Genomic DNA, 24,459 nt, shown 5'->3' on the forward strand with positions numbered 1-24,459 from the left:
CGACCCTGCCGCAAAGGCAAGGAGAGAGATGGATGAGCTTCGACCAGATTCGCCTCGACAAGCAGGAGGGCATCGCGCTGCTGACGCTGCACCGGCCCGACCGGATGAACGCCTTCACCACCGAGATGATGCTGGAGATCGTCGCGGCGCTCGACGAGTGCGACGCCGACGATGCGGTGCGCGCGGTGATCTTCACCGGGGCGGGCGAACGTGCCTATTGCGCGGGGGCGGATCTGGGCGGCGGCGGCGCGACGTTCGATTACGACAAGCGCAGCGACAAGGCGGTGCTCCTCCCGGAAGGCGTCCCGGCAAGTCCGGTCGCGCAGGACGGAACCATCGACTGGTCGCACCCGCTGATCCGCGATTCGGGCGGGCGCGTGTCGATGCGCATCTTCGAGGCGAAGAAGCCGGTGCTGGGCGCGATCAACGGCGCGGCGGTCGGCATCGGGGCGACGATGACGCTGCCGATGGACGCCCGGCTGGCGAGCGAGACGGCCCGCTATGGCTTTGTCTTCGCGCGGCGCGGCATCGTGCCCGAAGCGGCGTCGAGCTGGTTCCTGCCGCGGCTGGTCGGCATCGCGAATGCGGTCGACCTGTGCTTCTCGGGGCGGCTGATCGACGCCGCCGAAGCGCGGGACAAGGGGCTGGTGCAGTCGGTTCACAAGCCGGGCGAGTTGATCGACGCCGCGATCGCCAAGGCGCGCGAGATGACCGAGCATAGCGCGCCGGTGTCGGTCGCGCTGACCCGCCACATGCTGTGGCGGATGATGGGCGCGTCGCACCCGATGAGCGCCCACCGTTGGGACAGCCGCGCAATCTTCGCGCGCGGGCGCAGCCCCGACGCGGCGGAAGGCGTGACGAGTTTCCTGGAGAAGCGGCCGCCGAATTTCACCGCAAGCGTCGCCAACGACTATCCGTGGTTCGATGAGTTCGAGGAGGCGCCGCCTTATCGTTGACTCACCTTCCCCTTCATGGGGGAGGCAGCGAGACTTGGCGGTTTGCCGCCTAGTCGCAGCGGAGGGGGTGCGGTCTCGGCCTGAAACGACGGCCGAAGGATGCACCGTCACCCCCATCCAACTGCGCCTAATCGCGTTGCGATAAGGCTTCGTATCCTTCCTCCATCAAGGGTGAAGGACATTGGCATCACCGCGGTGCCTTTGCCGCATTGGCGGCGACCGCCTCGCGCACCAGCGCCTTGAAGGCCTCCGCGTCGATGCCATCGCCCTCGAACAGGTCGATCGCGCGGCGGGTGCCCCCGTCGAGGCTGGCATTGAAGAGCCGCGCGGGATCGGCGAGCGACGCGCCGCGCGCGAAGGTCAGCTTGACCTTGTCCTTGTAGGTTTCGCCGGTGCACAGGATGCCGCCATGCTCCCACACGGGAACGCCGAGCGGGTTCGACGGCTTGCGCCACTTGATCGTTTCGGTCACCCCGGGCTCGGCCTCGCGGATCAGCGCGCGCAGGTGCGCGAGCGTATCGGCGCGCCAGCCGCCGAGTTTCGCGATCTTTTCGTCGATCAGATGCGACGCCGATTCCTCGTCCTTGGCCATGTTCGCCCTTCCTATTGTCCGGTGATCCAGCCGGGGATCGCCGCCGCCTGCTTCAGCCAGCTCGCGAGCCGCTTCCCGTCGACATCCTCGTCCTCGTGGATGTGGAGATAACGCGTGTCGGGGTCCTTCGATCTGACCGGGGGCAGCGGGTCGAGCGCCGCGCCCTTGAAGAAGGTGATCTTGATATAGCGGGTGAAGCAATGGAAGCTGACGAACCAGCCCTTCCCCTCGACGCCGTAGAAGGGCGAGTTCCAGCGCACGGCCTTTTGCACCCCCGGCACGCTCCGTTCGATCAGCGCGTCGAGCCGCTCGCCCGCGGCGCGCTTCCATCCCGGCATGGCGGCGATATAGGCCTGCACCGGCGCGTCGCCGTCGCCTTTCGGAATCTGGGGATTGCCGCCCGACAGCAGCCTGGGCGTCTTGTCCGTCATGCCGCCTGCCCCCGCGCCGCATAGGGCCGGAAGAACATCCAGAGCCCGGTGAGCGTCATCAGCGCCAGTGGAGCGAGCGGCAGATAATAGACCCATTGCACCGGCTCACGGCCGAGCCCCAGCGTCAGGAAGATCGCCGCGACGATCAGAGCGAAGAGGATCGACAGCCAGCGATGCGTCTGGCGGATCAGGGCATTCCATTTCATTCGTATCTTCTCCCTTGATGTCAGTCGATCCGCGCGAGCAGGTCGGCGAGCGCGGTCAGGAAGCGCGGCCAGCCGGCCTTCGCGCCATGATAGGCAAGCGTCTGGTCGGGCCGGAAGCCGGTCTGCTCCATGCGCAGATGGGTGCCCGCCGCGGTCGGAGTCAGCGTCCAGGTCACGATGCTTTCGAGCCCCTTGCCGTCCCAGCTATAGGCGAGCGTGCGTTCGGGCTCGACCGCGATGACCTCGCAATCCACATGCCCCCAGTCGGCGCCGAAGCGGAAACGGTGGCCGGGCGTGGACACGACGTCGCCCGCCATCAGCCATTCGGCGACCAGATGCGGCTGGGTGAGCGCGCGCCAGACCTTTGCCGGCGGGTGCGCGAATTCGCGCTCGACGATCACGGTGCGCGTTTCGGCGGCGGTTTCGGTCATTGATCCATCCTTCCCAGCAGATCGTCGAGATCGTCGAAGCGCGCCTGCCAGAAACGCGTCATCCGCCCCGTCCAGTCGGCAAGCGGCGCGAGCGCGGCGGGCCGGGCGCTGTAATGCGCCTGCCGCCCCTGCTGGCGGTCGATCACCAGCCCGGCCTGCCGCAGGATGGCGAGATGCTTCGACACCGCGGGCTGCGACACGCCGGCGTCTGCCGTCAGCGCCCCGACCGTCTGCTCGCCATGCTCGCACAACCGCTCGAACAGCGCACGGCGCGTCGGATCGGCCAGCGCCCTGAACAGACTATCGCGTGTTTCGACCATGAACCCATAACCTTCTGATTATGGGTCTTCCATAACCATATGGCTATCTATCGGTCAAGGGGTCGATTATCCCATCGCGCCCAGCGCCAGCAGCAGCGACATGAACAATGTCACCGCCAGGGCGCAAAAGACGAGGAGTAGCGTCATGCGCGCGAGCGACCCGATCCGCGACGAGCGATAGGCGCCGCGCAACTGGCGATACATGTGGAAGGGCACGTAGAGCACCGCGAGGCTGGTTACCCATCCGCCGATCGCGGTCATCCCCAGCAGGCGCACGACGACGAACAGCAGCAGCATGAAGCTGATCGAATAAGTGACGAAGACGAAATGATCATAGGCGTGGAACCGCCGGCTGAACGGGTAGAGCAGCCACAGGAAGGGAATCGACAGCGGAATCAGCGCCCAGGCGAATTTATAGGCGTTCGCCTGCACCTTGTAGAGCATCAGGCCGGGATTGGTCTGCGCCTTGGCGATGCCATGGTCGACGAAGGCGATTCCCGTCTCGATCCGGGCGCGCTCGAAGCGTCCCTCGTCGCCCGTCTTGTCCGCGCTCGCGGAGGCGTCGTGGTCGAGCAGGCCCAGAAATTCGGCGCTTTGCATCAGCGTGTGGCGCTGATCGGTCAGCAGCTTGCGCTGCTCGGCGGAGAGATCGGCCCTGGCGAGCCGGGTGTCGATCGTCGACACCTCCTGCTCGAGCCGCGAGCGGACCGCGCTCGTTTCGGTCTGGTCCGCGACCATCTCCTGCAGCCCGTGGCCCGAGCCGCTGCCGACGAAGGACAGCACCGCATAGGTCAGGAAGACCGCGAACAGGAACAGCGACAGCGGCGAGATGAAGCGGGCGCGCTCGCCGTGGATATAGCGACGCGTCAGGTCGCCGGGGCGCCAGGCGAGCAGCGGCAGCGTGTTCCACAGCTTGCCCTCGAAATGGAAGATCGCGTGGACCAGATCGTGGCCGATCGCGGCGAAGCTGCGGTGGACGTCGACGCGCTGGCCGCAGCGGTGGCAATGCGATCCGATCAGCGTTGTGCCGCAATTGCGGCAGCGCTCGCCCGCATGCCCGCCCGCCGCTTCGCCATGGCGCGGTTCGAGCGCGGCGCTCGCCAGCCCCGCGGTCACCGCCGCCCCGATGCCTTCGATATCCCCGCTCATGCTGCCTGCCTAAAGCGAGGCGGGCGGCGACGCAACGGGCCTTTCGTCCGCGCCGCAAAGCGTGATAGGGCGAAGGTCATGAGCACCGAGACGCTGATAGAACCGCCCCTTCAGGACGCCGACGCGCTGATCGCCGACATGGGCGGGCGCGCGCGCGCCGCTGCAAAAATCATGGCGACCGCACCGACCGCGAAGAAGGCCGAAGGCCTGCGCGCCGCCGCGGCGCAGCTTCGCGGGCAGGCGGACGCGATCCTCGACGCCAATGCCCGCGACATGACGGCGGGCGAGGCGAACGGGCTGACGTCGGCGATGCTCGACCGGCTGCGGCTCGACGCGGGCCGGCTCGGCGGGATCGCCGACGCGGTCGAGGCGATCGCCGCCCTTCCCGACCCGGTCGGCGCCGAGGTCGACCGGGCGGAGCGCCCCAACGGGCTGGTGCTGCGCCGCGTGCGCGTGCCGCTGGGCGTGATCGGCATCATCTATGAAAGCCGGCCCAATGTGACCGCCGACGCCGCGGCGCTGGGACTGATGTCGGGCAATGCGGTGATTCTGCGCGGCGGCAGCGAGGCGGTGCGTTCGAACCGCGCGATCCACGCCGCGCTCGCCGCCGGGCTGTCCGAGGCGGGGCTTCCCGCCGAGGCGGTGCAACTCGTCCCGACGCAGGACCGGGCCGCGGTCGGCGCGCTGCTGCGCGCGCAGGGGCTGGTCGACATCATCATTCCTCGCGGCGGCAAGGGTCTGGTCGCACGCGTGCAGGACGAGGCGCGGGTGCCGGTGCTCGCGCATCTCGACGGCATCTGCCACACCTATATCGACGCTGCCGCCGACCCCGACACCGCGGTCGCGCTCGCGGTCAACGCCAAGATGCGCCGTACCGGCATCTGCGGCGCGACCGAGACGATCCTGATCGACCGCGCCTATGCCGCGCCGCGCGCCATCGTCGACGCGCTGGTCGCCGCGGGGTGCGAGGTGCGCGGCGACACGGACATCGCGGCGCTGAGCCCGCACGTCACCCCGGCGAGCGCGACCGACTGGGACTGCGAATATCTCGACGCGATCGTCTCGATCGCCGCGGTCGACGGGGTCGCGGGCGCGCTCGCGCATATCGACGCCCATTCGAGCCGCCACACCGACGCGATCGTCACCGAGGACGCCGCCGCCGCAGACCGCTTCCTCGCCGAGGTCGACAGCGCGATCGTCATGCACAACGCCTCGACCCAGTTCGCCGACGGCGGCGAGTTCGGCCTGGGGGCGGAGATCGGCATCGCGACGGGGCGCCTCCACGCGCGCGGGCCGGTCGCTCTCGAAGGGCTGACGACCTACAAATGGCTGGTGCACGGGACCGGCCAGACGCGTCCTTGAATCATTTGTATACAAGTGATACATTACGGCCATGACCAGGCATTCCGTCATCTCGACACGTATCGATGCCGACACCATGGCGCTGATGGACAACCTCGCTACGGCGCAGGGTCGCAGCAGGGCCTGGCTGGTCGCGCAGGCCGTGCGCGAATATGCCGAACGCGAAGCCGAAATGCTGGCTTTTATCGAAGAGGGCGAACGATCCGCTCGCGAGGAGCCTCTGATCTCCGCCGAAGAGATGCAGGAATGGATTGCCGCCAAGCGGAGGGAAATCCGGGCCAAGCGAAATAAAGACGCGGCGTGACGCCGGTTCACTGGTCCCGTCTTTCACGTCAAGACCTGAACAGTGCGGTTGATCGTCAAGTCGATGCGAATTTCGACATGGCGGACGCCCTGCTCGAAGAAGCGGCCAAAGCAACTGTTTTCCTCGCCACCTCGCCCCGCGGCGGCACACCGGTCGGCGCGCAAGGCCGGCGAAAATGGCGTCTCGGAAGGCTGCCATACGCCCTGATCTACCACGTCGATTCGAAACGCGTTCTGACCCTCCGAGTCTCGCATTTGCGCAGCGACTGGCAAACCCTGCCGTGATCGCCACCGGCCTTCTCGGCGGCAGCTTCAACCCGGCGCATCGCGGGCACCGGGCGATCAGCCTGAATGCCATCGATGCGCTCGGCCTCGACGAATTGTGGTGGCTGGTGTCGCCGGGCAATCCGCTGAAGCCCGCGAAGGGCATGGCGCCGCTGTCCGCCCGCCTCGCCGCGGCGCAGCGGATGGCGCGGCGTTCGCCGATCCGCGCGACAGCGATCGAAGCCGAACTCGGCACGCGCTACACCGTCGATACGCTGAAGAAGCTGATCCGCCGCTATCCGAATCGCCGTTTCATCTGGATCATGGGCGCCGATAATCTGGCCCAGTTGCCCCGCTGGCGCGACTGGCGGGGAATCGCGCGATTGATGCCGATTGCGGTCGTCGCGCGGCCGGGCTATAATGGCCGCACCCACGCCGTGCAGGCGATGGGCTGGCTGCGGCGCTTCGTCCGGCCCACAGGCCAGAAGCTTCATTGGACGGACTGGAGACCGCCCGCCCTCGTGTTCCTGCGATTTTCGCCCGACGTGCGATCCGCAACTGCGATACGGCAGGCCGACCCCCGCTGGTTCGAACGCCTTGAAGGCCGCGCGCCGCGCGACCCGATTACGCGTTCGCGCCGGGGGATCTCCGAAAGGAAAGGACCCGCTTGATAGCCGCCGACAAGGATGCCGCGCCCGGCGCCGCACCCGCAAAAGACAGCGTGGACGCGCTCCACGCGCTGATCCTCCACCAGCTCGACGAGGATCAGGCCCAGGAAACCATTTCCATCCCGCTCGCCGGCAAGAGCAGCATCGCCGATCATATGGTGATCGCGAGCGGCCGGTCGACGCGCCATGTCTCGGCCATCGCCGACAAGCTGGCGCAGCGGATCAAGCAGGAGGCGGGCCGCAGCGTCCGCGTCGAAGGGTTGCCCAACGCCGACTGGGTGCTGATCGACGCCGGCGACGTGATCGTCCACCTGTTCCGGCCCGAAGTGCGCAGCTTCTACAACCTCGAGCGCATGTGGTCGTTCGGCGACGCGCCGCCGGTCGCGGCGGTGAATTGACGTTTTTGCGGCGTCGAGGCTAGACCGGTCGCAAGGCTGACGCGCAGCGAGGTGGAAATGAAGTTCGTGACATCCTCCATCGTCATCCTGACCCTCCATCATCACCCTGAACTGGTTTCAGGGTCCATGGCCCGTCCTTGAATGAAAGGCAGCGTCGAAGGAGAGGTTCGGCCATGGATGCTGAAACAAGCCCAGCATGACGATCTCCATGTGATGAATTTCCGTTTCAGGTGACTAGGGTCAGGGGTGCCATGGACCGCAGCGCGAAGATCGGCGGAGGCTGACGCCCCATGCTCCTCCACATCATCGCGCGGGGACGCATCGGGCGCGGGCCGGAGGCCGAGCTGGTCGCGCGCTACATGAAGCGCGTGAGTTGGGCGCAGAAGATGTCCGAGCTTCCCGATACCGGCGGGCGCGTCCCCGTCCCGCAGGACAACAGCCGCACCGTGCTGCTCGACGAGGGCGGCGAGCAGCTATCCTCGCTCGAATTCGCCAAATTGCTCGAAACATGGCGCGACGGCGGGGTGCGCGAGACCCGCTTCTGCCTCGGCGCGGCCGACGGCTTCACGCCCGAGGAGCGCGCGGGCGCCGACATGGTCATCGCCTTCGGCCGCGCGACCTGGCCGCATCTGATGGCGCGCGCGATGCTTGCCGAACAATTGTGGCGCGCGACGAGCATCCTTGCCGGCCATCCCTATCATCGCGAGGGCCGGCAATGAGGCGCGCGCTCGCCGCGCTGGCGGGTCTTGCTGCCCTGGCGGGCGGCGCGCTGGCACTCGCGCAGGCGGACGTGTTCGATCCGCAGGCCATCGCCGCGCGCGAGCGCGCGCAACTGATCGCCGCCAAGCATCAGTCGACAGAGGCCATGGCGCGCAGCGGTGCGCTCGAAGCGCAGGCGCAAAAGGCGACCAACGCGGCCGACCGGCTGAAGAAGCGTGCCGCGGCGCTCGCTGCGCGCATCCAGGCGGCCGAGGCCGACATCGACGCCGGCGAAGCGCGCGTCGCGCTGGTGAACCGCCGCCTCGCGCTGCGGCAGGCGCGGCTCGCCGAGCAGCAAAAGCCGCTGCTCGAACTCGCGGCCTCGCTCCAGCAGCTTTCGCGCCAGCCGCCGGTCACGGTGCTCGCGCAGCCGGGGTCGCTGCGCGACATGGTGCATGCCCGCGCCGTGCTCGATGCGGTAATGCCCGTCATCCAGAAGCGCACCGCGGGCGTGCGTGCCGAACTCGCGGGCCTCAGGCAGACGCACCGGCAACAGGCGGTCGCGCTTCGGGCGCTCGCCGCGAGCAAGACGGAACTGGCCGACCGCCGCGACGAGCTGACCCGGCTCGAGAATGAGGGACGCATCCACGCCCGCGAGTTGATGAGCAGCGCCCGGCTCGAAGCCGACCGCGCGCTCGGCCTGGGTGAGAAGGCGCGCGATATCGTCGAACTGATGGACGCGCTGGAAGCCGACAGCGCGGTGCGCGAGGAACTGGCGGCGCTGGCCGGGCCCCTGCCCCGCCCGCGCGATCCGACGCGCGCCGCCATCGCCGCAGCGCCACCGGTCGCCGAGACCGTGCGGCCGATACGCGGCGCCTATCGCCTGCCCGTCGTCGGGCGAATCGTCGCGGGGCTGGGCGAGGTGAACGAAAGCGGGGTGCGCTCGCGCGGCATCACCGTCGTCGCACGCCCCGGAGGCCAGGTCGTCACGCCGGCGTCCGGCCGCGTCAGCTTCGCCGGCGACTACAAGGGCTATGGCAAGATCGTCATCATCGACCATGGCGGCGGCTGGACCTCGCTGCTGACCGGCATGATCGCCCTGTCGGTCAGCGTCGGCGACACGCTGGACGCCGGCGCCCCGGTCGGCCGCGCCGGATCGGACGACAGCCGCATCACCATCGAGCTGCGCCGCGCCGGACGGCCCGTCGACGTCGCCGCGATGATGGGGTGAGCGCCGATCCTTTCCAGGACGCGCAAAGCGGTTGGACGCGCGCGCGGCGGGGCGTATAAGCGGCGCTTCCCGCAAGGACGAAGGACGCCCATGACCGAATCGACCAAGACCCCATCCTCCGGGCGCCGCTTCGCCCTCTGGCAGGGCGCCGCGGCCCTCAGCACGCTCGCGCTCGTGCCGCTGGCGACCGGGGCGATGGCCAGCGTCGACGCCTCGACCACCGACGAGATTTCGCGCTTCATGGACGTGCTGCTGGAGGTGAAGGCCAATTATGTCGAGCCGGTCAGCGACGAGACGCTGATCGACGGCGCGATCAACGGCATGCTCGCCAGTCTCGACCCTCATTCGGGCTATCTCGACGCCAGCGACTATTCGAACCTGCGCACCCAGACCGACGGCGAATATGGCGGGCTGGGCCTGTCGGTGACGATGGAGGACGGGGTGGTCAAGGTGATCGCGCCGACCGCCGACACCCCCGCCGACCGTGCCGGCATCAAGGCGGGCGATTATATCACGCATATCGACGGCCAGCTCATCTTTGGCATGACGCTGGACGAGGCGGTCGCGCAGATGCGCGGGCGGCCCGGCACCAAGATCGAGATCACCGTGGTGCGCGAGGGGCAGGACAAGCCGCTGGAACTGACGCTGACGCGCGAGATCATCGACCTCAAGCCCGTGAAATGGGAAGTGAAGGACGATGTCGGCGTGCTGACGATCAGCAGCTTTTCGGCCGACGCCACCACCGACCTGAAGGCGGCGATGGTCGCGGTCGAGAAATCGCTGGGCCGCGCGCCGCGCGGCTGGATTCTCGACCTGCGCTCGAACCCCGGCGGGCTGCTCGACGAAGCGGTCGGGGTCAGCGACATCTTCCTAGAGCGCGGCGAGATCGTGTCGCAGCGCGGGCGCCGCAAGGGCGATATCGAACGCTATTTCGCCGAACCCGGCGATCTGGCGCAGGGCGAGCCGGTGATCGTGCTGATCGACGCGGGTTCGGCCTCGGCCTCCGAAATCGTTGCCGGCGCGCTGCAGGATCAGCATCGCGCGCTGGTCATGGGCGAACGCAGCTTCGGCAAGGGGTCGGTGCAGACGGTGCTGCCGCTGACCGACACCACCGCGCTCCGCCTGACCACCGCGCGCTATTACACACCGTCGGGCCGCAGCGTGCAGGAAGGCGGCATCGACCCCGACATCCGGGTGCCGCAATTGTCCGATCCCGATTATGCCTCGCGCCCCTCTTTCCGCGAAAGCGATCTGCGCCGTCACCTGATCAACGAGAAGAAGGTCGACAATGCGCTGCTCGAGAAGGACGAAAAGGCCGACCCGCGCTTCACCGCGACCGCGGAGGAATTGAAGACGAAGGGCATCGAGGATTTCCAGCTCCATTATGCGCTGGAAACCATTGGTCGCATCGGCCCGCAGGCCGCCCGCATGGCGCAGCGCGGCAAGCCCGCCGCGGCGCCGCGCAACTGACCGGGCCGCGAGGGGACCATGCCGACCAACCGCTACGCCGCGCCGCTGGTGGCGCTCCTCGCGCCGCTGCTCCTCTATGGCGGGGCGCTGGTGTCGCAATATGGCTTCGGCCTCTATCCGTGCGAGATGTGCTATTGGCAGCGCTGGCCGCACCAGGCCGCGATGGTGCTCGCCGCGCTCGCGCTGCTGCTGCGCCGGAACGATGCCGCGATGCGGACATTGACCCTGCTTGCCGCGCTGGCCATCGCGATCAGCGGGCTGATCGGCATCTTCCACGCCGGGGTCGAATATGGGTTCTGGGAAGGGCTGACGACGTGCAGCACGACGCAGAGCGGCCCGGTCACGCTCGACAGCATCATGGCCGCGCCGCTGATCCGCTGCGACGTGCCGCAATGGACGCTGTTGGGCATCTCGCTCGCCGGCTTTAACGCGATCATCTCGCTCGCCGCGGCGGCGCTCGTCTTGACCTTGCTCCGCCGCCGGCCCACATCGGCGACATGACCGACGATACGCCACCCAGGGCCGACCGGCGCACCGCGTCGATGATCCGCGTCGATCAGGCGGGCGAATATGGCGCGACGCGAATCTATGCCGGCCAGCTCGCGGTGATGGGCGACCGCCACCCGATGGCGCGCGAGATCGCGCATATGGCCGAACAGGAAGAGCGGCACCGGAAATTTTTCGACGCCCTCGTCGCACGGCGCGGTGTGCGGCCGACCGCGCTGCAACCGGTCTGGGACGTCGCGGGCTTCGCGCTCGGCGCCGCGACCGCCGCGATCGGCCCGCGCGCCGCCATGGCCTGCACCGCAGCGGTCGAGACCGAGATCGACCGCCATTACCGCGAGCAGCTCGACGAACTGGGCGACAGCGATCCCGAACTCAGCGATGCGGTCGCCGAATTCCGTGCCGAGGAGCTGGAGCACAAGGCGGCGGCGATCGCCGCGGGAGCGGAAAGCGCGCCCGCCTATCCGCTGCTCAGCCTCGCGATCCGCACCGGCTGCCGTGCAGCCATCGCGCTGTCGAAGCGTATCTGATAGGGATATTTCGCAACGGACGCGCGATGTTCATCGGCCATGCAGAGAGCCGATGCCATCCCGCCCGAAACGATGAAGGAAAAGCCGATGATCCGCCTGCCCCTGTTCGCGCTGACCCTCGCCGCCGCCCTGCCCGCCGCAGCGCAGGAGGCCGAAGGCCCGGCGAACGAAAAGGTCAACCAGGTCATCGTCTATGGCGACGACAAGTGCGAGCCGAGCAGCCCCGACGAGATCGTCGTCTGCAACCGCCTGCCGGAGGCCGACCGCTATCGCGTGCCCGAGATTTTTCGCGGCGGCGACCCGCTCGACCCGCGCAACCAGGCGTGGCTGAACCGCGTCGTCGCGATGGAGCGCGTCGGCCGTTTCGGCACCGATAGCTGCTCGCCGGTCGGGCTCGGCGGCTTCACCGGCTGCACCCAGCAATTGCTCGCCAGCGCCAAGGCCGAACGGCAGGCGAAGGACAAGACCGACTGGCAGGCGATGATCGCCGACGAGCGCGCCAAGCGGCTCGCGGGCATCGACGAGGCCGCGGCAGAGGTACAGGCCGCGGTCGACGCCGAGCAGAAGGCGCTCGAGGAGCGGCAGAAGGCGGCCGAGGAATTGCAGCGGCAGGCGGATGGCGAGACGGCCGCGCCGCCGGCTCCGGCCCCCGAAACCGCCACGCCCGACGCCGAACCGCTGCCCGAACCGCGTCCCTGAGCGGCACCCCTGAGCGGCACCCACGACGTCGTCGGCCGAATCGAGACGTCGCCGCTTCCGCTTCGCCATCGGCGGCCTTCTCTAATCGTCGCGCGCGCAAAGCCGTCCATCGCTAAGTGCTGGCAGGCGGCGCTGAAGGGCGCGATGCCCGCCGCGTTCGAGCGGCGATGCCATCGCAGGCTTGCTCTCTAACGCACTTTGTGCAATGCAAAAAACGATACGGGCGAAAAGCGCGAGGACATGGGGGGCGCAAAACAGGTGACGCCGGGGATCGGAGGGGCGTCGTCAATCCCGGATTGAGAAATAGCCATGAAATTCGATTCCTTGGCCGACGCCCCCCGTAGGATTTCGCCGGGTCTGACCGGCCTTTCGCCGTCCCCTGCACCCAAGCTCGACTGGCACGGCGCGATGACCCGACTGACACGATTGGCAAGCAAGAAGAGGCGCCGCACCATCCTGTCGGCATGGGCGGTGGCGGTCGATCTGGCCGCGATTTCGGCGGCGTTCCTGGTCGCCAGCCTGCTACGCATCGGCTCGATCGACGAAGATCAGCTCGTCCGCATCCTGGTTTGCATCCTGCCGATCTACATGGGCGTCGCGCTCAACAACCAGAGCCATCATGTGACGACCCTCCTCAACGACTTCAAGAGCGCCTGGCGCGCGGCGACGGCGCTCGCCTTTGCCGCGGGCGCGATGCTGCTCGTCGCCTTCTTCATGAAGATCGGCGAGGATTTTTCCCGCCTTCTCTTCGGCGTCGGAACCGTGCTCGCGCTCACCCTGCTGGTCCTGTGGCGCTATGGTCTCGCGCGGATCGGACAGCGCTATCTGGGCGATTCGCCGTTCGCCGATCTGTGCATCTATGACGGCGTCGAGCGCAGCGCGCTCAGCGGCGCGGAAGCGATCGACGCCGATGCGGTCGGCCTCTCCTCGCCCTATCCGAACGATCCCGCGGTGGTCGCCAACCTGGCGCGCGTCGCGCACGGCATGGATCGGGTGATCGTCCACTGCCGGCCGGAACAGCGGACGCAATGGGCCTTCATGCTGCGGTCGCTCGACGTGCCGAGCGAGATCGTCACGCCCGAACTGACCGACCTTTATCCGCTCGGCATCGGTCGCCGGTCGGGACAGGCCAGCCTGTTGCTGGGCGGCGGCACCCTGTCGTGGAGCCAGCGCCTGCTCAAACGATCGTTCGACCTGGCCGTTACCGTGCCGGTCCTGCCGCTGCTGCTGCCGCTGCTGGCGGCCATTGCGCTGGTCGTGAAGCTCGACAGCCCCGGTCCGGCCTTCTTCCGGCAAGAGCGGATCGGCCTTGGCAATCGCAAATTCCATATCCTGAAGTTCCGCACGATGCGGGTCGAAAGCTGCGACGCCAACGGCGATCAATCGACCTCGCGAGCCGACGACCGGATCACACGGGTCGGCAGTTTCCTCCGCCGCAGCAGCCTCGACGAGATTCCGCAATTCCTCAATGTCCTGACCGGCAGCATGAGCATCGTCGGCCCCCGCCCGCACGCCATGGGGTCGCGGGCGGAAAATGCGCTGTTCTGGGATATCGACGATCGCTATTGGCACCGCCATTCGGTCAAGCCGGGCCTGACCGGCCTCGCGCAGGTCCGCGGCTATCGCGGCGCGACCGAGATCCGGTCGGACCTGACCAACCGCCTGCAGTCCGATCTCGAATATATCGAGGAATGGTCGCTGCCCACCGACGTCCGGATCATCTTCCAGACCTTTTCGGTGCTGCTGCACAAAAACGCCTTTTAAGTAGGCGATCGGCCGCCGGCTGCGACGTCGCAAATCGCCGCGACGAAGCCCGCGGGATCATTCTCCTGCACGAAATGCCCGCCGCTCAGCGTCCGATGCGCCATGCCGTGCGCGCCGGGCACGCGTTCGGCGAACAGCGCGTCGCCGCCGCGGGTGATGGGGTCGCCGTCGGTGAAGCAGCAGAGAAAAGGCTTGTCGAACCGCTCGAGCGCCGTCCACGCCCGCTTCTGATCGGGCACCGCGACATTGGCGCCGAGCGGAACGAAGGACGGGAAGATCCGCGCCGCGACCTTCGACGCGCGGGTCGGAAAGGGCGCGTCATAGGCGGCGATCTCGGCATCGCTCAGCGCTCGTTTCGCGCCGGCGTTGACGATGCGCCCGATCGGAAAGAACGGACTGTAGCGCGAGAAGGCGCGCCAGATCGCGAAGGCGCGCGGCACCGGCTGCCCCTCCGGCAGCCCGCCGTTCGACAGCGCGACCCCGGCGAAGCGCTCGGGCATCTCGGCGACGAGGCGCAGGCCGATCAGCGATCCCCAGTCCTGGCACGCGAGGATCATGTTCCGAAGGTCGAGCGCCTCGATCCACGCACGCATCCACGCAACCTGGCCCGCATAGCTGTAAGCCGCCCGGTCAAGCGGCTTGTCCGAGCGGCCGAAGCCGATCAGGTCGGGCACCACGGCGCGAAAGCCCGCATCGACGAGCGGCCCGATCATGTGCCGGTAGAGATAGCCCCAGGTCGGTTCGCCGTGCAGCATCAGCACCGGCTGCGCGTCCGGCGCGCCTTCGTCGACATAATGGACGCGCAGTCCGTCCGATATATCCCGGTATTTCGGCGCATAGGGCCAGTCCGGCAGCGCCGCAAAGCGCTCGTCCGGCGTGCGATAGACGCGCATGATGATCTCCCCCACTTTGGTCGCCGTCAGCTTAGGGTGTCGATCCGGCGGTGCAAGCGCTTCCGTTTTCGCGAGCGTCGTGCCACCTAGCGAAGCATGAGCCGCACCATCCTCGTCTTCTATGGAAGCTATCGCCGCGACCGGCAGGGCATCAAGCTCGCGCGCTGGATCGTCGAAGCCCTCGCCGCGCGCGGCGACCGCGCCGAACTGGTCGACGCGAAGGCCGTCGACCTGCCGATGCTCGACCGGCGCCACAGCGACTATGGCGAGGGCGAAGCGCCCGCGGCGATGGACGCGCTCGCAACGGCCATCGCGGCCGCTGACGGCTTCGTCTTCGTCACCGGCGAATATAATGGCGGGCTGCAACCCGGCCTCAAGAACCTCGTCGACCATTATCTGCCGCAATTCGCGTGGCGGCCGGCGGCGATCGCCTCCTATTCCGCCGGCCCCTTCGCCGGCGTCCGCGCCGCGACCGCGTGGCGCACGACGCTGGGCGCGATGGGCATGGTCGTGACCTCGACCCCGCTCAGCCTCGCGCGCATCGGCAGCGCATTCGATGCGGACGGCCGGCCGGCGGGCGAGGACGGGACGCGGATCGCCAAGGCCTTTCCGCGCTTCGCCGACGACCTGTGCTGGTGGGTCAACGCCGCAAGGGCGCAGCGCGCCGCGGACGGCCCGCCTTTCTAGCCCGACTTGAGCTCGCGCCCGAGGCGCAGGCTCGCGCGCCAGAAGAAGAAGGCGGGGATCAGCCCCAGCCACGCAGCGCCATAGAGGACATAACGCACACTTTCCTCGCCATAGGTCGGCGCGAGCGCGTCGGACAGCACGCCGAACAGGAAGGGCCCGAAACCGAGCCCGATCAGATTCTGCCCGAACAGCATGATCGACGCCGCGACCGCGCGCGCCTGCGGCCGCACCAGCCCCTGCACGCAGGCATAGGCGGGGCCGTAATAGGCCGAATTGACGATGCTCGGCACGATCAGCAGCGCCATCGCGATCCGCCAATCCTCCATGTGATAGCCCAGGAACAGCAGCGGCGCGACGATCGCCATGCCATAGGCGGGCAGGGTCAGGATATGCCGTTTGTCGCGCCGCCCGAAGATATCCGCCGCCTTGCCGCCCAGCCAGGTGCCGAAGGCGGCCGCCAGCCCGAGGACGACCGCCATCGACAGCCCCGCCTCGGTCGTCGACAGTCCGTGGCTGCGGATGAAGAAGCTGATCGTCCACAGCGCCTTGCCATAGCCGAGGAAGGCGGTGACCGACGCCGCGATCAGGATGTAGACGAAAGCGCGCGAGCCGAAGATCTCGCGCATCGCGGCGCCCGCAGGAAGCCTTGCGGGCGTGGCCGGTGCCTCGGCCGCGCGGCGATGGCGCGGCTCGCGCAGGAAGAGAAGGACGACGAGCGCGAGGAGCAGCCCCGGCGCGCCGACGAGCATCAGCGCGATGCGCCAGCCATAGAGGTCGTTGACGATGCCGCCGAGGATCAGCCCGAGCAATGAGCCCACCGGCACGCCAAGACCATAGAAGGCAATCGCCGACGAGCGTTTCTCCGCCGGCACGCTGTCGGTAATCAGCGAATGGGCGGCGGGCGTGCATCCCGCCTCCCCCACCCCGACGCCGATGCGCGCGAAAAGGAGCTGGACGAAATTCTGCGCGAGACCGCACACCGCGGTCATCGCCGACCAGATGGCGAGCGCGAGCGCGATCAGCCGCACCCGGTTCGACCCGTCCCGGTCGGCATGGCGCGCGATCGGAACGCCGAGCAGCGCATAGAAGACCGCGAACGCCGGCCCCGCGAGCAGGCCGAGTTCGGTGTCGGTCAGGCCGAGGTCCGCCTTGATCGGCTCGGCCAGGATGTTGACGATCTGCCGGTCGAGGAAATTGAAGATATAGACGATCAGCAAGATCCACAGCATCGCGCGCGTCTGCGCGGCGGCGCTGTCGGCGGGGGGCGACCCGGCGCCCATCGCAAGAGCGGGCTTTTCGTTCATTCTTCTCTCCCGCCGCCAAGGAGCAGAGCCGAAGCAAGCCTGTCAATGCCGCTGCGCCGGGGCGAAAATTGCCGCTTGCAATTGCCGTTACGGCGGCCAAGCCTGCGCGCCATGAGAAAATTTCGCTCGCTCGCCGCGCTGGTGGCCATCGCAACCCTGATCCCGCTTTCGTCCGCCGGCGCGATGCCGCCGCCGCTCGCCGACGTCGAGGGCAAGGACGCGGCGAGCCTCGCGGCCGCGATGACGGCGGGCGAGACGAGCAGCGAGGAAATCGTCGCCGCCTATCTTCAGCGCATCGCCGAAATCGACGATGCCGGCCCGACGCTCAACGCGGTGATCGCCACCTTCCCCGACGCGATGGCGGTCGCGCGCGAACGCGACGCCGAGCGCAAGGCGGGCAGGCTGCGCGGGCCGCTCCATGGCATCCCGGTGCTGCTCAAGGACAATATCGAGGCCGCGGGGCCGGTGCCGACGACCGCGGGCTCGCTCGCGCTAAAGGATAATGTGACGAACCGCGACGCGCCGCTCGTCGCGCGGCTGCGCGAGGCAGGCGCGGTGATCCTCGGCAAGGCCAATCTTTCGGAATGGGCGAATATCCGCTCGAACAGCTCGACGAGCGGCTGGAGCGCGGTCGGCGGGCTGACGAAGAACCCCTATGCGCTCGACCGCAACACCTGCGGATCGTCGGCGGGAAGCGGCGCGGCGATGGCGGCGAGTCTCGCGGCGCTGACGGTCGGCACTGAAACCGACGGCTCGATCACCTGCCCCGCGGGACTGAATGGCATCGTCGGTTTCAAGCCCACGGTCGGCCTCGTCAGCCGCACCTTCATCGTGCCGATCAGCCACAGCCAGGACACGGCGGGGCCGATGACGCTGAGCGTGCGCGACGCCGCCGCGATGCTGAGCGTCATCGCGGGCCGCGATCCCGCCGACCCCGCGACCGCCGAAGCCGACGCGCACAAGGCCGATTTCGTCGCCGCGCTGTCCCCCGTCGCCCTGAAGGGCAAGCGCATCGGGGTGCTGCGCGACCGCATCGGCACGCGCGCCGACATCGCCGCGCTGTTCGACGCGGCGCTGAAGCAGATGGCCGATCTTGGCGCGACGATCGTCGAGATAGAGGATAGCCAGGCCGGTCTCGAAGGGCTCGGCGAAGCCGAATTCGAGGTGCTGATGACCGAGCTCAAGGCCGACATGGCCGCCTATCTCGGGGGCCTGCCCGCAAAGGACGGGCCAAAGACACTCGCCGACCTGATCGCCTTCAACAAGGCGCACCCGGAGGAGCTGCGCTGGTTCGACCAGTCGCTGTTCGAGCTGGCCGAGACCAAGGGCGGGCTGGACGATCCCGCCTATCTCAAGGCGAAAGCCAAGGCGGCGCGGCTCGCGGGGCCCGAGGGGATCGACAGGCTGCTCAAGGATCATGGCGTCGACCTGCTCGTCGGCGTGACCAACGGTCCCGCCTGGACCACCGACCTCGTCAACGGCGATCATTATAGCGGCCCGAGCGTCAGCGACCTGCCAGCGGTCGCCGGCTATCCACACCTGACCGTGCCGATGGGCGCGATCGAGGGGTTGCCGGTGGGGCTGTCCTTCATCGGGCCGAAATGGTCCGACGGCGCGGTACTCGCGGCGGGCTATGCCTATGAGCAGGCGAGCGCCAAGCGGATCGCGCCGACCTATAGGGCGAGCGTGGCGCCCTAAAAACGTCATTGCGAGCGAAGCGAAGCAATCCAGAGCGGTTTACGCGCGCGCTGGATTGCTTCGCTTTGCTCGCAATGACGAACCGAAGACTAACGCCGCTGCTGCTGCCGCCAGCCCATGTCCTCGCCCTCGAGCAGGTCCATCGGTACCTGGATCGCGCGGATGGCGAGGCGGACCTCGAGGAGGAAGAGCAGCAGCGACACGAGCAGCAGCAGCATCGCGAGCGCGAAGGCCCACGACGCCGCGACGCCGAGGTTGAGGCCGGTGAAGGCCTGGGTGAACAGCAGCGCGACGAGCAGGCAGACGACGATGCCGCACGCGACCGCGGCGAGGATCGAATTGTTGATGACCCGCATCCGCCGGTCGGCGGCGCGCAATTCGGCGACCACCCGCCCATGTTCCTCGCCCTCGGTCTCGGGCCAGCGCGCCATCAGCACCCGCGAGCGGTCGACGACGCGCGACAGCCGCCCCGCGAGCACATTGAGCAGGCTGCCGGTCGCCACCAGCAGGAACACCGGCGTGACCGACAACTGGATCGTCTGGGCTATCGCGCTCGCGTCGGGGGTCATCGCCGCACCATCAAATAGGGACTGTCCCTATTTATCGCTCCCGGCACGGCATCAGTTCCCGCCTGCGGCGACCGACGGCGTGTTGACGCCGTGCATCGACAGGAATTTGCGGATGTTGCGCGCCGCCTGGCGGATGCGCTGCTCGTTCTCGACCATCGCAATGCGGACGAAACCCTCGCCATCCTCGCCATAGCCGACCCCCGGCGCGACCGCGACCTTGGCATGGGTGAGGAGTTGCTTCGAGAATTCGAGGCTGCCCATCTCCCTGAGCGCGGGCGGCAACGGCGCCCAGGCGAACATCGACGCGGGCGGGCTGGGGATCTCCCAACCGGCGCGGCCGAAGCTTTCGACCATCACGTCGCGGCGCTTCTGATACAGCTCGCGGTTCCGCGCGACGATATCCTGCGGGCCGTTGAGCGCGGCGCAGGCCGCGGCCTGGATGGGCGTGAAGGCGCCGTAGTCGAGGTAGGATTTGACCCGCGTCATCGCCGCGATCAGGCGCTTGTTGCCGACCGCGAAGCCCATGCGCCACCCCGCCATCGAATAGGTCTTCGACATCGAGGTGAACTCGACCGCGACGTCCTTGGCGCCGGGCACCTGCAGGATCGAGGGGGTCGGATTGCCGTCGTAATAGAGTTCCGAATAGGCGAGGTCGCTGAGGACCCAGACCTTGTTCTCCTTCGCCCAGGCGACGAGCCGCTCGTAGAAGGCGAGGTCGACCGCCTCGGCGGTGGGGTTCGACGGATAGTTGACGACGAGGATCGACGGGCGCGGCACGGTGAAGGCCATCGCGCGGTCGAGCGCGCGCCAGTAATTCTCGTCGGGCGTCGTCGGCACGCTGCGGATCGTCGCCCCGGCGATAATGAAGCCGAAGGTGTGGATCGGATAGCTGGGGTTCGGCGCAAGCACGACGTCGCCGGGGCCGGTGATCGCGGTCGCGAGGCTCGCGAGCCCTTCCTTCGACCCCATGGTCACGACAACCTCGCTTTCGGGGTCGAGCTCGACGTTGAAACGGCGCGCATAATAATTGGCCTGCGCGCGGCGGAGGCCCGGAATGCCCTTCGACTGCGAATAGCCGTGCGCGTTCGGCTTCTGCGCGACCTCGCACAGCTTGTCGATGACATGCTGCGGCGGCGGCAGGTCGGGGTTGCCCATCCCCAGGTCGATGATGTCCTCGCCCGCCGCGCGTGCTGCCGCTCGCATCGCATTCACTTCGGCGATGACGTAGGGCGGCAGCCGCTTGATGCGATAGAATTCATCTTCGGACATGGGAAACTAGAACAACTCCTTTGCGTTGAATGATGAAGGCCGCGCGAAGGGCAGTCGCCAGTCGCGCTGCGGCTTGTTATAGGCAAATTGACGGCACTGACCAGCGGGAACGAACATGAGCGATGCGGGCACCGACAAGGGTGGGGACGATATCACCGACACGCTGAACCCCTTCATGCCCTCGCCCGAGGATCTGCAGCATTGGACCAGCGTCATGGCGCGCGCGCAGCAGATGATGCTCGACTTTGCACTGGGTCAGGCCGATGCAGGCAAGGCCGCCGCGCCGCTGTTTGATCCGACCAGATGGCTGGGCAGCGACGGCGCGCAGATGTGGGCCGAGCAGAGTGCGAAGATGTGGGAACAGGGCGCTGCCTTCTGGACCCAACTCGCGACGCTGACCCCCGGATTCACGCCGGCCACCCCTGCCGAGTCCCCTAAGGACCGGCGCTTCGCCGACCCCGACTGGACCGCGAACCCGGCCTTCGCGCTGATCCGGCAGACCTATGGCCTGCTGTCCGATCAACTCCTCGAAACGACGCGTCAGCTTTCGGGCCTCGACCCCGAGGCGCGCGTGCGAATGGAGTTCGCCGCGAAATCGATGACCGAGGCGCTGTCGCCGACCAACCTCGCGATCACCAATCCCGAGGTCATCAAGCGCGCGGTCGAGACGCGCGGCGAAAGTCTGCTCAAGGGCCTCAGGCACATGCTCGCCGACCTGTCGCGCGGGCAGCTCAGCCATGTCGACCCCGACGCCTTCGAGATCGGCGTCAATATCGCGACGACGCCGGGCAAGGTGATCCACGAGACCGGGCTCTACCAGCTCATCCATTATACGCCGGCGACGAAGGACGTCTTCACCATCCCGCTCGTCATCTTTCCGCCGTGGATCAACCGTTTCTACATCCTCGACCTCAACCCGCAGAAAAGCTTCGTCAAATGGGCGGTCGAACAAGGATTGTCGGTGTTCATGGTGTCGTGGAAATCGGCCGACGCGACGATGAAGGACGTAGTCTGGGACGATTATGTCGCGGCGCAGGTCGACGCGATCGACACGATTCGCGACCTGCTGGCGGTGCCGCACGTCCATGCGATCGGCTATTGCGTCGCCGGCACCACCCTCGCCGCGACCCTCGCGATGCTGGCGGCGAAGGGGGAGGCGGACAAGGTGAGGTCGGTGACCTTCTTCACCGCGCAGGTCGATTTCGAACTGGCGGGCGACCTCAAGATGTTCGTCGACGAATCCTATCTGACGCTGCTCCAGCAGCTTTCGGCCCAGGGCTATCTCGACGGCCGCTACATGGCCGCGACCTTCAACGCGCTGCGCGGGCGCGACCTGATCTGGAATTATGTCGTCAGCAATTATCTGCTCGGCAACGACTATCCGCCCTTCGACCTGCTCTACTGGAACGGCGACGTCACAAACCTGCCCGCAAAATGGCACCGGCAATATCTGGTCGATCTCTATCGCGACAATCGGCTGGTCGTCCCGAACAGCCTGTCGGTGTGCGGCACCCCGATCGACCTGAGGAAGATCGAAACTCCCGCCTATATCCAGGCGGGGCGCGAGGACCATATCGCCCCGCTCGCCAGCGTGTGGCGGCTGATGGACCATCTTTCCGGTTCCAAGACCTTCGTGCTCGCGGGATCGGGGCATATCGCCGGAGTAGTCAACCCGCCCGCGGCGGGCAAATATCAATATTGGACCGGCGACAACGCCGCCGCGAGCCTCGACGACTTTACCGCCTCGGCCGCCGAGACCAAGGGAAGCTGGTGGCCGCACTGGATCGGCTGGATCGCGCAGCAGGACGGCGCGAAGACCCCGGCCAAGGGCGCCCGCATTCCCGGCAAGGGCAAGAAGAAGGCGATCGAGGACGCCCCCGGCCGTTACGTCAAACAGCGGTAATATCCCGCGATTATTCAGCCGTGGCGGCAGTTCTCGGAATATTTTTGTGCGCTGCACAAAAATTCTCTTGAAATCGCCGTGAACCTCCTATATTGTGCAGTGCAACATAAAGGAGTTGTCCGATGGCTACCAAGATGGACAGTGCTGAAAAGGCTTTCGAAGCCGCGACGCTGGAACCCGCCGCCAAGCCGGCGACTCCCGCGGCCCCGGCTGTCGCCGAAGCCGCCGCCCCGACCCCCGCGAAGGTCGAGGCGCCCAAGACCAAGACCGTGAAGGCCAAGGCCAAGCCGGTCCAAAAGAAGGCCGCAAAGCCGGCCACCAAGGCCGCTCCCAAGAAGGCGGCCGCGAAGACGATTGCTCCCAAGATCAAGGTCGCGCCGAAGCCGGTCGCCGCCGCCACCAAAGGATTCAAGACCATGAACGACACCGTCAAGAAATTCGCCGAAGACGCCAAGGCCCGCACCGAGGCCCTGACCGCCGACTTCCAGGAACGCTCGAAGGAAGCGCTCGCCAAGTCGAGCAAGCTCGCCGAGGAAGCCGTCGAGTTCAACAAGGCCAATGTCGAAGCGCTGGTCGAAGCCGGCAAGATCGCGGCCAAGAACCTCGAGACGCTGGGCCAGGAAGGCGTCGCCTTCGCCCGCAAGAGCTTTGAGGACACGTCGGCCGCGCTGAAGGGCTACACCGCCGTCAAGTCGCCGGCCGAGTTCTTCAAGCTCTATGCCGAGAACAGCAAGAAGGCGTTCGACGCCGCCGTCGCGCAGACCTCGAAGACCAGCGAACTGGTCGTCAAGATGGCGAACGACAGCTTCGCGCCGATCTCGAACCGCGTGTCGGTCATCAGCTCGAAGATGAAGGCAGCCTAAGGGCCTTCCTCTTCCCGTTGGCGCGGGCCTCTCTCCCCTCCTCCCCGCCTGCGCCGACGACCCCAGGACCGCTCGTATCCCTCGTGGATGCGGGCGGTTCCTGTTTTCCTTCCCCCTTCTGGGAGACGTTCGGCACAGGCGATCGGCCAACCGCGCAACGCGGCGCGGCGTATTCGGCGACACCGGCTCCATGTGCGGCCTCCCTTGCCGGAATCGCGCACCCTCGCTAGGGGAAGCGGCAGCCGGAAAGGAACCCTGCATGTTCAAGCGCCTGTTCGTCGATCATCCGAAGAGCGTCGATGAAAATTACATCGAGCATTTCGGGGTTGCCTCGCGCTTTGGGCTGACGATGATCCGGGGCGGACTTTGCGCACTGGTCCACGCCTTCGTCCCCGGCTGGTGCATCACCACCGGCAGCGACACGATCCAGCGGCTCAACCGCATCATGGTCGAGCAGCGCCGCGCCAAGGGCCGCGCGGTGATGCAGATGCAGACGGTCGACTGGGTCATCTGACCGCATCCGTGGCCGATATTTCCCCCGCGCAGCATCTCGACCGCGCCGGCCGGCCGCGGCTGGCCTATCGTCATGTCGCGGGCGCCGGACCGACGATCGTCTTCCTTCCCGGCTATATGTCCGACATGGAGGGCGGTAAGGCGACCGCGCTGTTCGCCTGGGCCGCTGCCGAGGGGCGCGCCTGCCTGCTGCTCGATTATGCCGGTTGCGGGTCGTCGGACGGACTGTTTTCCGAACAGACATTGCTCGACTGGCGCGGCGACGTGCTCGACCTGATCGACGCGAAGGTCGACGGGCCGGCGTTGCTCGTCGGATCGTCGATGGGCGGCTGGCTGATGCTGCTCGCGGCGCTGATGCTCGTCCGCCGCGACGGGCCGGGGCGCGTCGCGGGGCTGGTCGGCATCGCCGCCGCGCCCGACTTCACCGACTGGGGTTTCACGCCGGAAGAAAAGGCGATCATCCTCGCCGAAGGCGCGCTGGTCGAGGACACGCCCTATGGCGACCAGCCCTATGTTACCACCCGCGCCTTCTGGCAATCGGGCGAGGCGAATCGGCTGCTGGGCGCCGCCATCCCCCTCGCCTGCCCGGTGCGGCTGCTGCACGGGCAGGAGGATGGCGACGTGCCGCCCGACGTCAGCCTGCGCCTCGCCGCCGCACTGACGAGCGAGGACGTGCAGGTGACGCTGGTCAAGGGCGGCGATCACCGCCTGTCGCGCGATGGCGACATCGCGCTGCTGATCGATACCGTCGCGCGGCTCGCGACGCCCCATATCTGACCGAAG

29 protein-coding genes are annotated in these 24,459 nt (G+C 67.6%); 19 read left to right on the top strand and 10 right to left on the bottom strand.

What is annotated here, in order from left to right:
- The first annotated feature begins 32 nt into the window (after positions 1–32).
- Entirely contained in the window at positions 33–956 is a 924-nt protein-coding gene (locus FHR21_RS14135) for a crotonase/enoyl-CoA hydratase family protein (RefSeq protein WP_184099435.1), read from the top strand.
- A 187-nt stretch (positions 957–1,143) separates the two neighbouring features.
- Here FHR21_RS14135 and FHR21_RS14140 read toward each other — a convergent pair whose 3' ends face one another.
- From FHR21_RS14140 to FHR21_RS14165, 6 genes are all read right to left on the bottom strand, one after another.
- On the bottom strand, positions 1,144–1,548 hold the full coding sequence (locus FHR21_RS14140; RefSeq protein WP_184099437.1) for a DUF1801 domain-containing protein: 405 nt from the start codon (positions 1,546–1,548) through the stop codon (positions 1,144–1,146).
- An 11-nt stretch (positions 1,549–1,559) separates the two neighbouring features.
- On the bottom strand, positions 1,560–1,979 hold the full coding sequence (locus tag FHR21_RS14145; protein WP_184099439.1) for a DUF1801 domain-containing protein: 420 nt from the start codon (positions 1,977–1,979) through the stop codon (positions 1,560–1,562).
- Complete coding sequence (locus FHR21_RS14150; protein ID WP_184099441.1) at positions 1,976–2,185, bottom strand: hypothetical protein; 210 nt, start codon at positions 2,183–2,185, stop codon at positions 1,976–1,978. The genes FHR21_RS14145 and FHR21_RS14150 overlap by 4 nt, the downstream gene beginning before the upstream one ends.
- A 20-nt stretch (positions 2,186–2,205) precedes the next feature.
- Positions 2,206–2,616, bottom strand: a complete 411-nt coding sequence (locus tag FHR21_RS14155; RefSeq protein ID WP_184099443.1) for an SRPBCC family protein — start codon at positions 2,614–2,616, stop codon at positions 2,206–2,208.
- Positions 2,613–2,936, bottom strand: a complete 324-nt coding sequence (locus FHR21_RS14160) for an ArsR/SmtB family transcription factor (RefSeq protein ID WP_184099445.1) — start codon at positions 2,934–2,936, stop codon at positions 2,613–2,615. Before FHR21_RS14160 ends, FHR21_RS14155 begins: the two co-directional genes overlap by 4 nt.
- A 66-nt stretch (positions 2,937–3,002) precedes the next feature.
- Complete coding sequence (locus tag FHR21_RS14165) at positions 3,003–4,085, bottom strand: DUF3667 domain-containing protein (RefSeq protein WP_184099447.1); 1,083 nt, start codon at positions 4,083–4,085, stop codon at positions 3,003–3,005.
- Between the two features lie 78 nt (positions 4,086–4,163).
- Between FHR21_RS14165 and FHR21_RS14170 the strand changes: the two genes are divergently transcribed.
- The 12 genes from FHR21_RS14170 to FHR21_RS14225 all read left to right on the top strand — a co-directional run bounded on the left by FHR21_RS14170 (position 4,164) and on the right by FHR21_RS14225 (position 13,977).
- Positions 4,164–5,447, top strand: a complete 1,284-nt coding sequence (locus FHR21_RS14170) for a glutamate-5-semialdehyde dehydrogenase (RefSeq protein WP_184099449.1) — start codon at positions 4,164–4,166, stop codon at positions 5,445–5,447.
- A gap of 31 nt (positions 5,448–5,478) precedes the next feature.
- Complete coding sequence (locus tag FHR21_RS14175; RefSeq protein WP_184099451.1) at positions 5,479–5,751, top strand: CopG family ribbon-helix-helix protein; 273 nt, start codon at positions 5,479–5,481, stop codon at positions 5,749–5,751.
- Positions 5,748–6,035 (top strand): type II toxin-antitoxin system RelE/ParE family toxin, encoded by a 288-nt coding sequence (locus tag FHR21_RS14180; RefSeq protein WP_184099453.1) that lies wholly within the window; start codon positions 5,748–5,750, stop codon positions 6,033–6,035. The genes FHR21_RS14175 and FHR21_RS14180 overlap by 4 nt, the downstream gene beginning before the upstream one ends.
- Entirely contained in the window at positions 6,032–6,685 is a 654-nt protein-coding gene (locus FHR21_RS14185; protein ID WP_184099455.1) for a nicotinate-nucleotide adenylyltransferase, read from the top strand. The genes FHR21_RS14180 and FHR21_RS14185 overlap by 4 nt, the downstream gene beginning before the upstream one ends.
- On the top strand, positions 6,682–7,080 hold the full coding sequence (gene rsfS / locus FHR21_RS14190) for a ribosome silencing factor (protein WP_184099457.1): 399 nt from the start codon (positions 6,682–6,684) through the stop codon (positions 7,078–7,080). The genes FHR21_RS14185 and rsfS overlap by 4 nt, the downstream gene beginning before the upstream one ends.
- 290 nt (positions 7,081–7,370) lie before the next feature.
- The gene (locus FHR21_RS14195; RefSeq protein WP_184099459.1) at positions 7,371–7,799 is read left to right on the top strand and encodes a 23S rRNA (pseudouridine(1915)-N(3))-methyltransferase RlmH; all 429 of its coding nucleotides are present in this window, start codon (positions 7,371–7,373) and stop codon (positions 7,797–7,799) included.
- Positions 7,796–9,010 (top strand): murein hydrolase activator EnvC family protein, encoded by a 1,215-nt coding sequence (locus FHR21_RS14200; protein ID WP_184099461.1) that lies wholly within the window; start codon positions 7,796–7,798, stop codon positions 9,008–9,010. The genes FHR21_RS14195 and FHR21_RS14200 overlap by 4 nt, the downstream gene beginning before the upstream one ends.
- Positions 9,011–9,100: 90 nt before the next feature.
- Positions 9,101–10,480 (top strand): S41 family peptidase, encoded by a 1,380-nt coding sequence (locus FHR21_RS14205; RefSeq protein WP_184099463.1) that lies wholly within the window; start codon positions 9,101–9,103, stop codon positions 10,478–10,480.
- Between the two features lie 18 nt (positions 10,481–10,498).
- On the top strand, positions 10,499–10,981 hold the full coding sequence (locus tag FHR21_RS14210) for a disulfide bond formation protein B (RefSeq protein ID WP_184099465.1): 483 nt from the start codon (positions 10,499–10,501) through the stop codon (positions 10,979–10,981).
- Entirely contained in the window at positions 10,978–11,514 is a 537-nt protein-coding gene (locus FHR21_RS14215; RefSeq protein WP_184099470.1) for a demethoxyubiquinone hydroxylase family protein, read from the top strand. Before FHR21_RS14210 ends, FHR21_RS14215 begins: the two co-directional genes overlap by 4 nt.
- Before the next feature lie 39 nt (positions 11,515–11,553).
- Positions 11,554–12,213: a hypothetical protein gene (locus FHR21_RS14220; protein WP_246427245.1), complete on the top strand. Its 660-nt coding sequence runs from the start codon at positions 11,554–11,556 to the stop codon at positions 12,211–12,213.
- A gap of 309 nt (positions 12,214–12,522) precedes the next feature.
- On the top strand, positions 12,523–13,977 hold the full coding sequence (locus FHR21_RS14225; RefSeq protein ID WP_221235186.1) for an exopolysaccharide biosynthesis polyprenyl glycosylphosphotransferase: 1,455 nt from the start codon (positions 12,523–12,525) through the stop codon (positions 13,975–13,977).
- Here the strand turns inward: FHR21_RS14225 and FHR21_RS14230 are convergent.
- A complete protein-coding gene (locus tag FHR21_RS14230; protein ID WP_184099481.1) occupies positions 13,974–14,870 on the bottom strand; it encodes a haloalkane dehalogenase in 897 nt (298 codons plus the stop codon). The two genes, FHR21_RS14225 and FHR21_RS14230, sit on opposite strands and share 4 nt — an antisense overlap.
- Positions 14,871–14,966: 96 nt before the next feature.
- Between FHR21_RS14230 and FHR21_RS14235 the strand changes: the two genes are divergently transcribed.
- Complete coding sequence (locus tag FHR21_RS14235; RefSeq protein WP_184099483.1) at positions 14,967–15,557, top strand: NADPH-dependent FMN reductase; 591 nt, start codon at positions 14,967–14,969, stop codon at positions 15,555–15,557.
- On the opposite strand, the gene FHR21_RS14240 is transcribed toward FHR21_RS14235, so the two are convergent.
- On the bottom strand, positions 15,554–16,861 hold the full coding sequence (locus tag FHR21_RS14240; RefSeq protein ID WP_184099485.1) for a spinster family MFS transporter: 1,308 nt from the start codon (positions 16,859–16,861) through the stop codon (positions 15,554–15,556). The genes FHR21_RS14235 and FHR21_RS14240 overlap by 4 nt on opposite strands.
- Positions 16,862–16,972: 111 nt before the next feature.
- Between FHR21_RS14240 and FHR21_RS14245 the strand changes: the two genes are divergently transcribed.
- A complete protein-coding gene (locus FHR21_RS14245) occupies positions 16,973–18,559 on the top strand; it encodes an amidase (protein ID WP_184099487.1) in 1,587 nt (528 codons plus the stop codon).
- A gap of 89 nt (positions 18,560–18,648) precedes the next feature.
- Here FHR21_RS14245 and FHR21_RS14250 read toward each other — a convergent pair whose 3' ends face one another.
- Positions 18,649–19,128: a DUF2721 domain-containing protein gene (locus FHR21_RS14250; protein WP_184099489.1), complete on the bottom strand. Its 480-nt coding sequence runs from the start codon at positions 19,126–19,128 to the stop codon at positions 18,649–18,651.
- Positions 19,129–19,179: 51 nt separating this feature from the next.
- Complete coding sequence (locus tag FHR21_RS14255; RefSeq protein WP_184099491.1) at positions 19,180–20,397, bottom strand: LL-diaminopimelate aminotransferase; 1,218 nt, start codon at positions 20,395–20,397, stop codon at positions 19,180–19,182.
- Between the two features lie 115 nt (positions 20,398–20,512).
- Here FHR21_RS14255 and FHR21_RS14260 point away from each other — a divergent pair, with 115 nt between their 5' ends.
- The 4 genes from FHR21_RS14260 (at position 20,513) to FHR21_RS14275 (ending at position 24,453) form a co-directional block, all read left to right on the top strand.
- Positions 20,513–22,300: a PHA/PHB synthase family protein gene (locus tag FHR21_RS14260; protein WP_184099493.1), complete on the top strand. Its 1,788-nt coding sequence runs from the start codon at positions 20,513–20,515 to the stop codon at positions 22,298–22,300.
- A 122-nt stretch (positions 22,301–22,422) separates the two neighbouring features.
- The gene (locus tag FHR21_RS14265) at positions 22,423–23,163 is read left to right on the top strand and encodes a phasin family protein (RefSeq protein WP_184099495.1); all 741 of its coding nucleotides are present in this window, start codon (positions 22,423–22,425) and stop codon (positions 23,161–23,163) included.
- A 259-nt stretch (positions 23,164–23,422) separates the two neighbouring features.
- Positions 23,423–23,677, top strand: a complete 255-nt coding sequence (locus FHR21_RS14270; protein WP_184099497.1) for a DUF6356 family protein — start codon at positions 23,423–23,425, stop codon at positions 23,675–23,677.
- Between the two features lie 8 nt (positions 23,678–23,685).
- Positions 23,686–24,453, top strand: coding sequence for an alpha/beta fold hydrolase (locus FHR21_RS14275; protein WP_184099499.1), 768 nt, complete (start codon positions 23,686–23,688; stop codon positions 24,451–24,453).
- Positions 24,454–24,459 lie beyond the last annotated feature (6 nt).

The organism is Sphingopyxis panaciterrulae (assembly GCF_014199295.1).
In the GTDB taxonomy this organism is placed as follows: Bacteria; Pseudomonadota; Alphaproteobacteria; order Sphingomonadales; family Sphingomonadaceae; genus Sphingopyxis; species Sphingopyxis panaciterrulae.

What these genes read in the sequence shown, in the direction of transcription:
- FHR21_RS14215 (WP_184099470.1), top strand. Translation starts at nt 10,978, where the DNA reads ATGACCGACGATACGCCACCCAGGGCCGACCGGCGCACCGCGTCGATG.
- FHR21_RS14150 (WP_184099441.1), bottom strand. Translation starts at nt 2,185, where the DNA reads ATGAAATGGAATGCCCTGATCCGCCAGACGCATCGCTGGCTGTCGATC.
- FHR21_RS14160 (WP_184099445.1), bottom strand. Translation starts at nt 2,936, where the DNA reads ATGGTCGAAACACGCGATAGTCTGTTCAGGGCGCTGGCCGATCCGACG.
- FHR21_RS14210 (WP_184099465.1), top strand. Translation starts at nt 10,499, where the DNA reads ATGCCGACCAACCGCTACGCCGCGCCGCTGGTGGCGCTCCTCGCGCCG.
- FHR21_RS14235 (WP_184099483.1), top strand. Translation starts at nt 14,967, where the DNA reads ATGAGCCGCACCATCCTCGTCTTCTATGGAAGCTATCGCCGCGACCGG.
- FHR21_RS14145 (WP_184099439.1), bottom strand. Translation starts at nt 1,979, where the DNA reads ATGACGGACAAGACGCCCAGGCTGCTGTCGGGCGGCAATCCCCAGATT.
- FHR21_RS14135 (WP_184099435.1), top strand. Translation starts at nt 33, where the DNA reads ATGAGCTTCGACCAGATTCGCCTCGACAAGCAGGAGGGCATCGCGCTG.
- FHR21_RS14205 (WP_184099463.1), top strand. Translation starts at nt 9,101, where the DNA reads ATGACCGAATCGACCAAGACCCCATCCTCCGGGCGCCGCTTCGCCCTC.
- FHR21_RS14140 (WP_184099437.1), bottom strand. Translation starts at nt 1,548, where the DNA reads ATGGCCAAGGACGAGGAATCGGCGTCGCATCTGATCGACGAAAAGATC.
- FHR21_RS14255 (WP_184099491.1), bottom strand. Translation starts at nt 20,397, where the DNA reads ATGTCCGAAGATGAATTCTATCGCATCAAGCGGCTGCCGCCCTACGTC.
- FHR21_RS14195 (WP_184099459.1), top strand. Translation starts at nt 7,371, where the DNA reads ATGCTCCTCCACATCATCGCGCGGGGACGCATCGGGCGCGGGCCGGAG.
- FHR21_RS14265 (WP_184099495.1), top strand. Translation starts at nt 22,423, where the DNA reads ATGGCTACCAAGATGGACAGTGCTGAAAAGGCTTTCGAAGCCGCGACG.
- FHR21_RS14240 (WP_184099485.1), bottom strand. Translation starts at nt 16,861, where the DNA reads ATGAACGAAAAGCCCGCTCTTGCGATGGGCGCCGGGTCGCCCCCCGCC.
- FHR21_RS14270 (WP_184099497.1), top strand. Translation starts at nt 23,423, where the DNA reads ATGTTCAAGCGCCTGTTCGTCGATCATCCGAAGAGCGTCGATGAAAAT.
- FHR21_RS14170 (WP_184099449.1), top strand. Translation starts at nt 4,164, where the DNA reads ATGAGCACCGAGACGCTGATAGAACCGCCCCTTCAGGACGCCGACGCG.
- FHR21_RS14225 (WP_221235186.1), top strand. Translation starts at nt 12,523, where the DNA reads ATGAAATTCGATTCCTTGGCCGACGCCCCCCGTAGGATTTCGCCGGGT.
- FHR21_RS14165 (WP_184099447.1), bottom strand. Translation starts at nt 4,085, where the DNA reads ATGAGCGGGGATATCGAAGGCATCGGGGCGGCGGTGACCGCGGGGCTG.
- FHR21_RS14230 (WP_184099481.1), bottom strand. Translation starts at nt 14,870, where the DNA reads ATGCGCGTCTATCGCACGCCGGACGAGCGCTTTGCGGCGCTGCCGGAC.
- FHR21_RS14175 (WP_184099451.1), top strand. Translation starts at nt 5,479, where the DNA reads ATGACCAGGCATTCCGTCATCTCGACACGTATCGATGCCGACACCATG.
- FHR21_RS14260 (WP_184099493.1), top strand. Translation starts at nt 20,513, where the DNA reads ATGAGCGATGCGGGCACCGACAAGGGTGGGGACGATATCACCGACACG.
- FHR21_RS14155 (WP_184099443.1), bottom strand. Translation starts at nt 2,616, where the DNA reads ATGACCGAAACCGCCGCCGAAACGCGCACCGTGATCGTCGAGCGCGAA.
- FHR21_RS14200 (WP_184099461.1), top strand. Translation starts at nt 7,796, where the DNA reads ATGAGGCGCGCGCTCGCCGCGCTGGCGGGTCTTGCTGCCCTGGCGGGC.
- FHR21_RS14220 (WP_246427245.1), top strand. Translation starts at nt 11,554, where the DNA reads ATGCAGAGAGCCGATGCCATCCCGCCCGAAACGATGAAGGAAAAGCCG.
- FHR21_RS14250 (WP_184099489.1), bottom strand. Translation starts at nt 19,128, where the DNA reads ATGACCCCCGACGCGAGCGCGATAGCCCAGACGATCCAGTTGTCGGTC.
- FHR21_RS14245 (WP_184099487.1), top strand. Translation starts at nt 16,973, where the DNA reads ATGAGAAAATTTCGCTCGCTCGCCGCGCTGGTGGCCATCGCAACCCTG.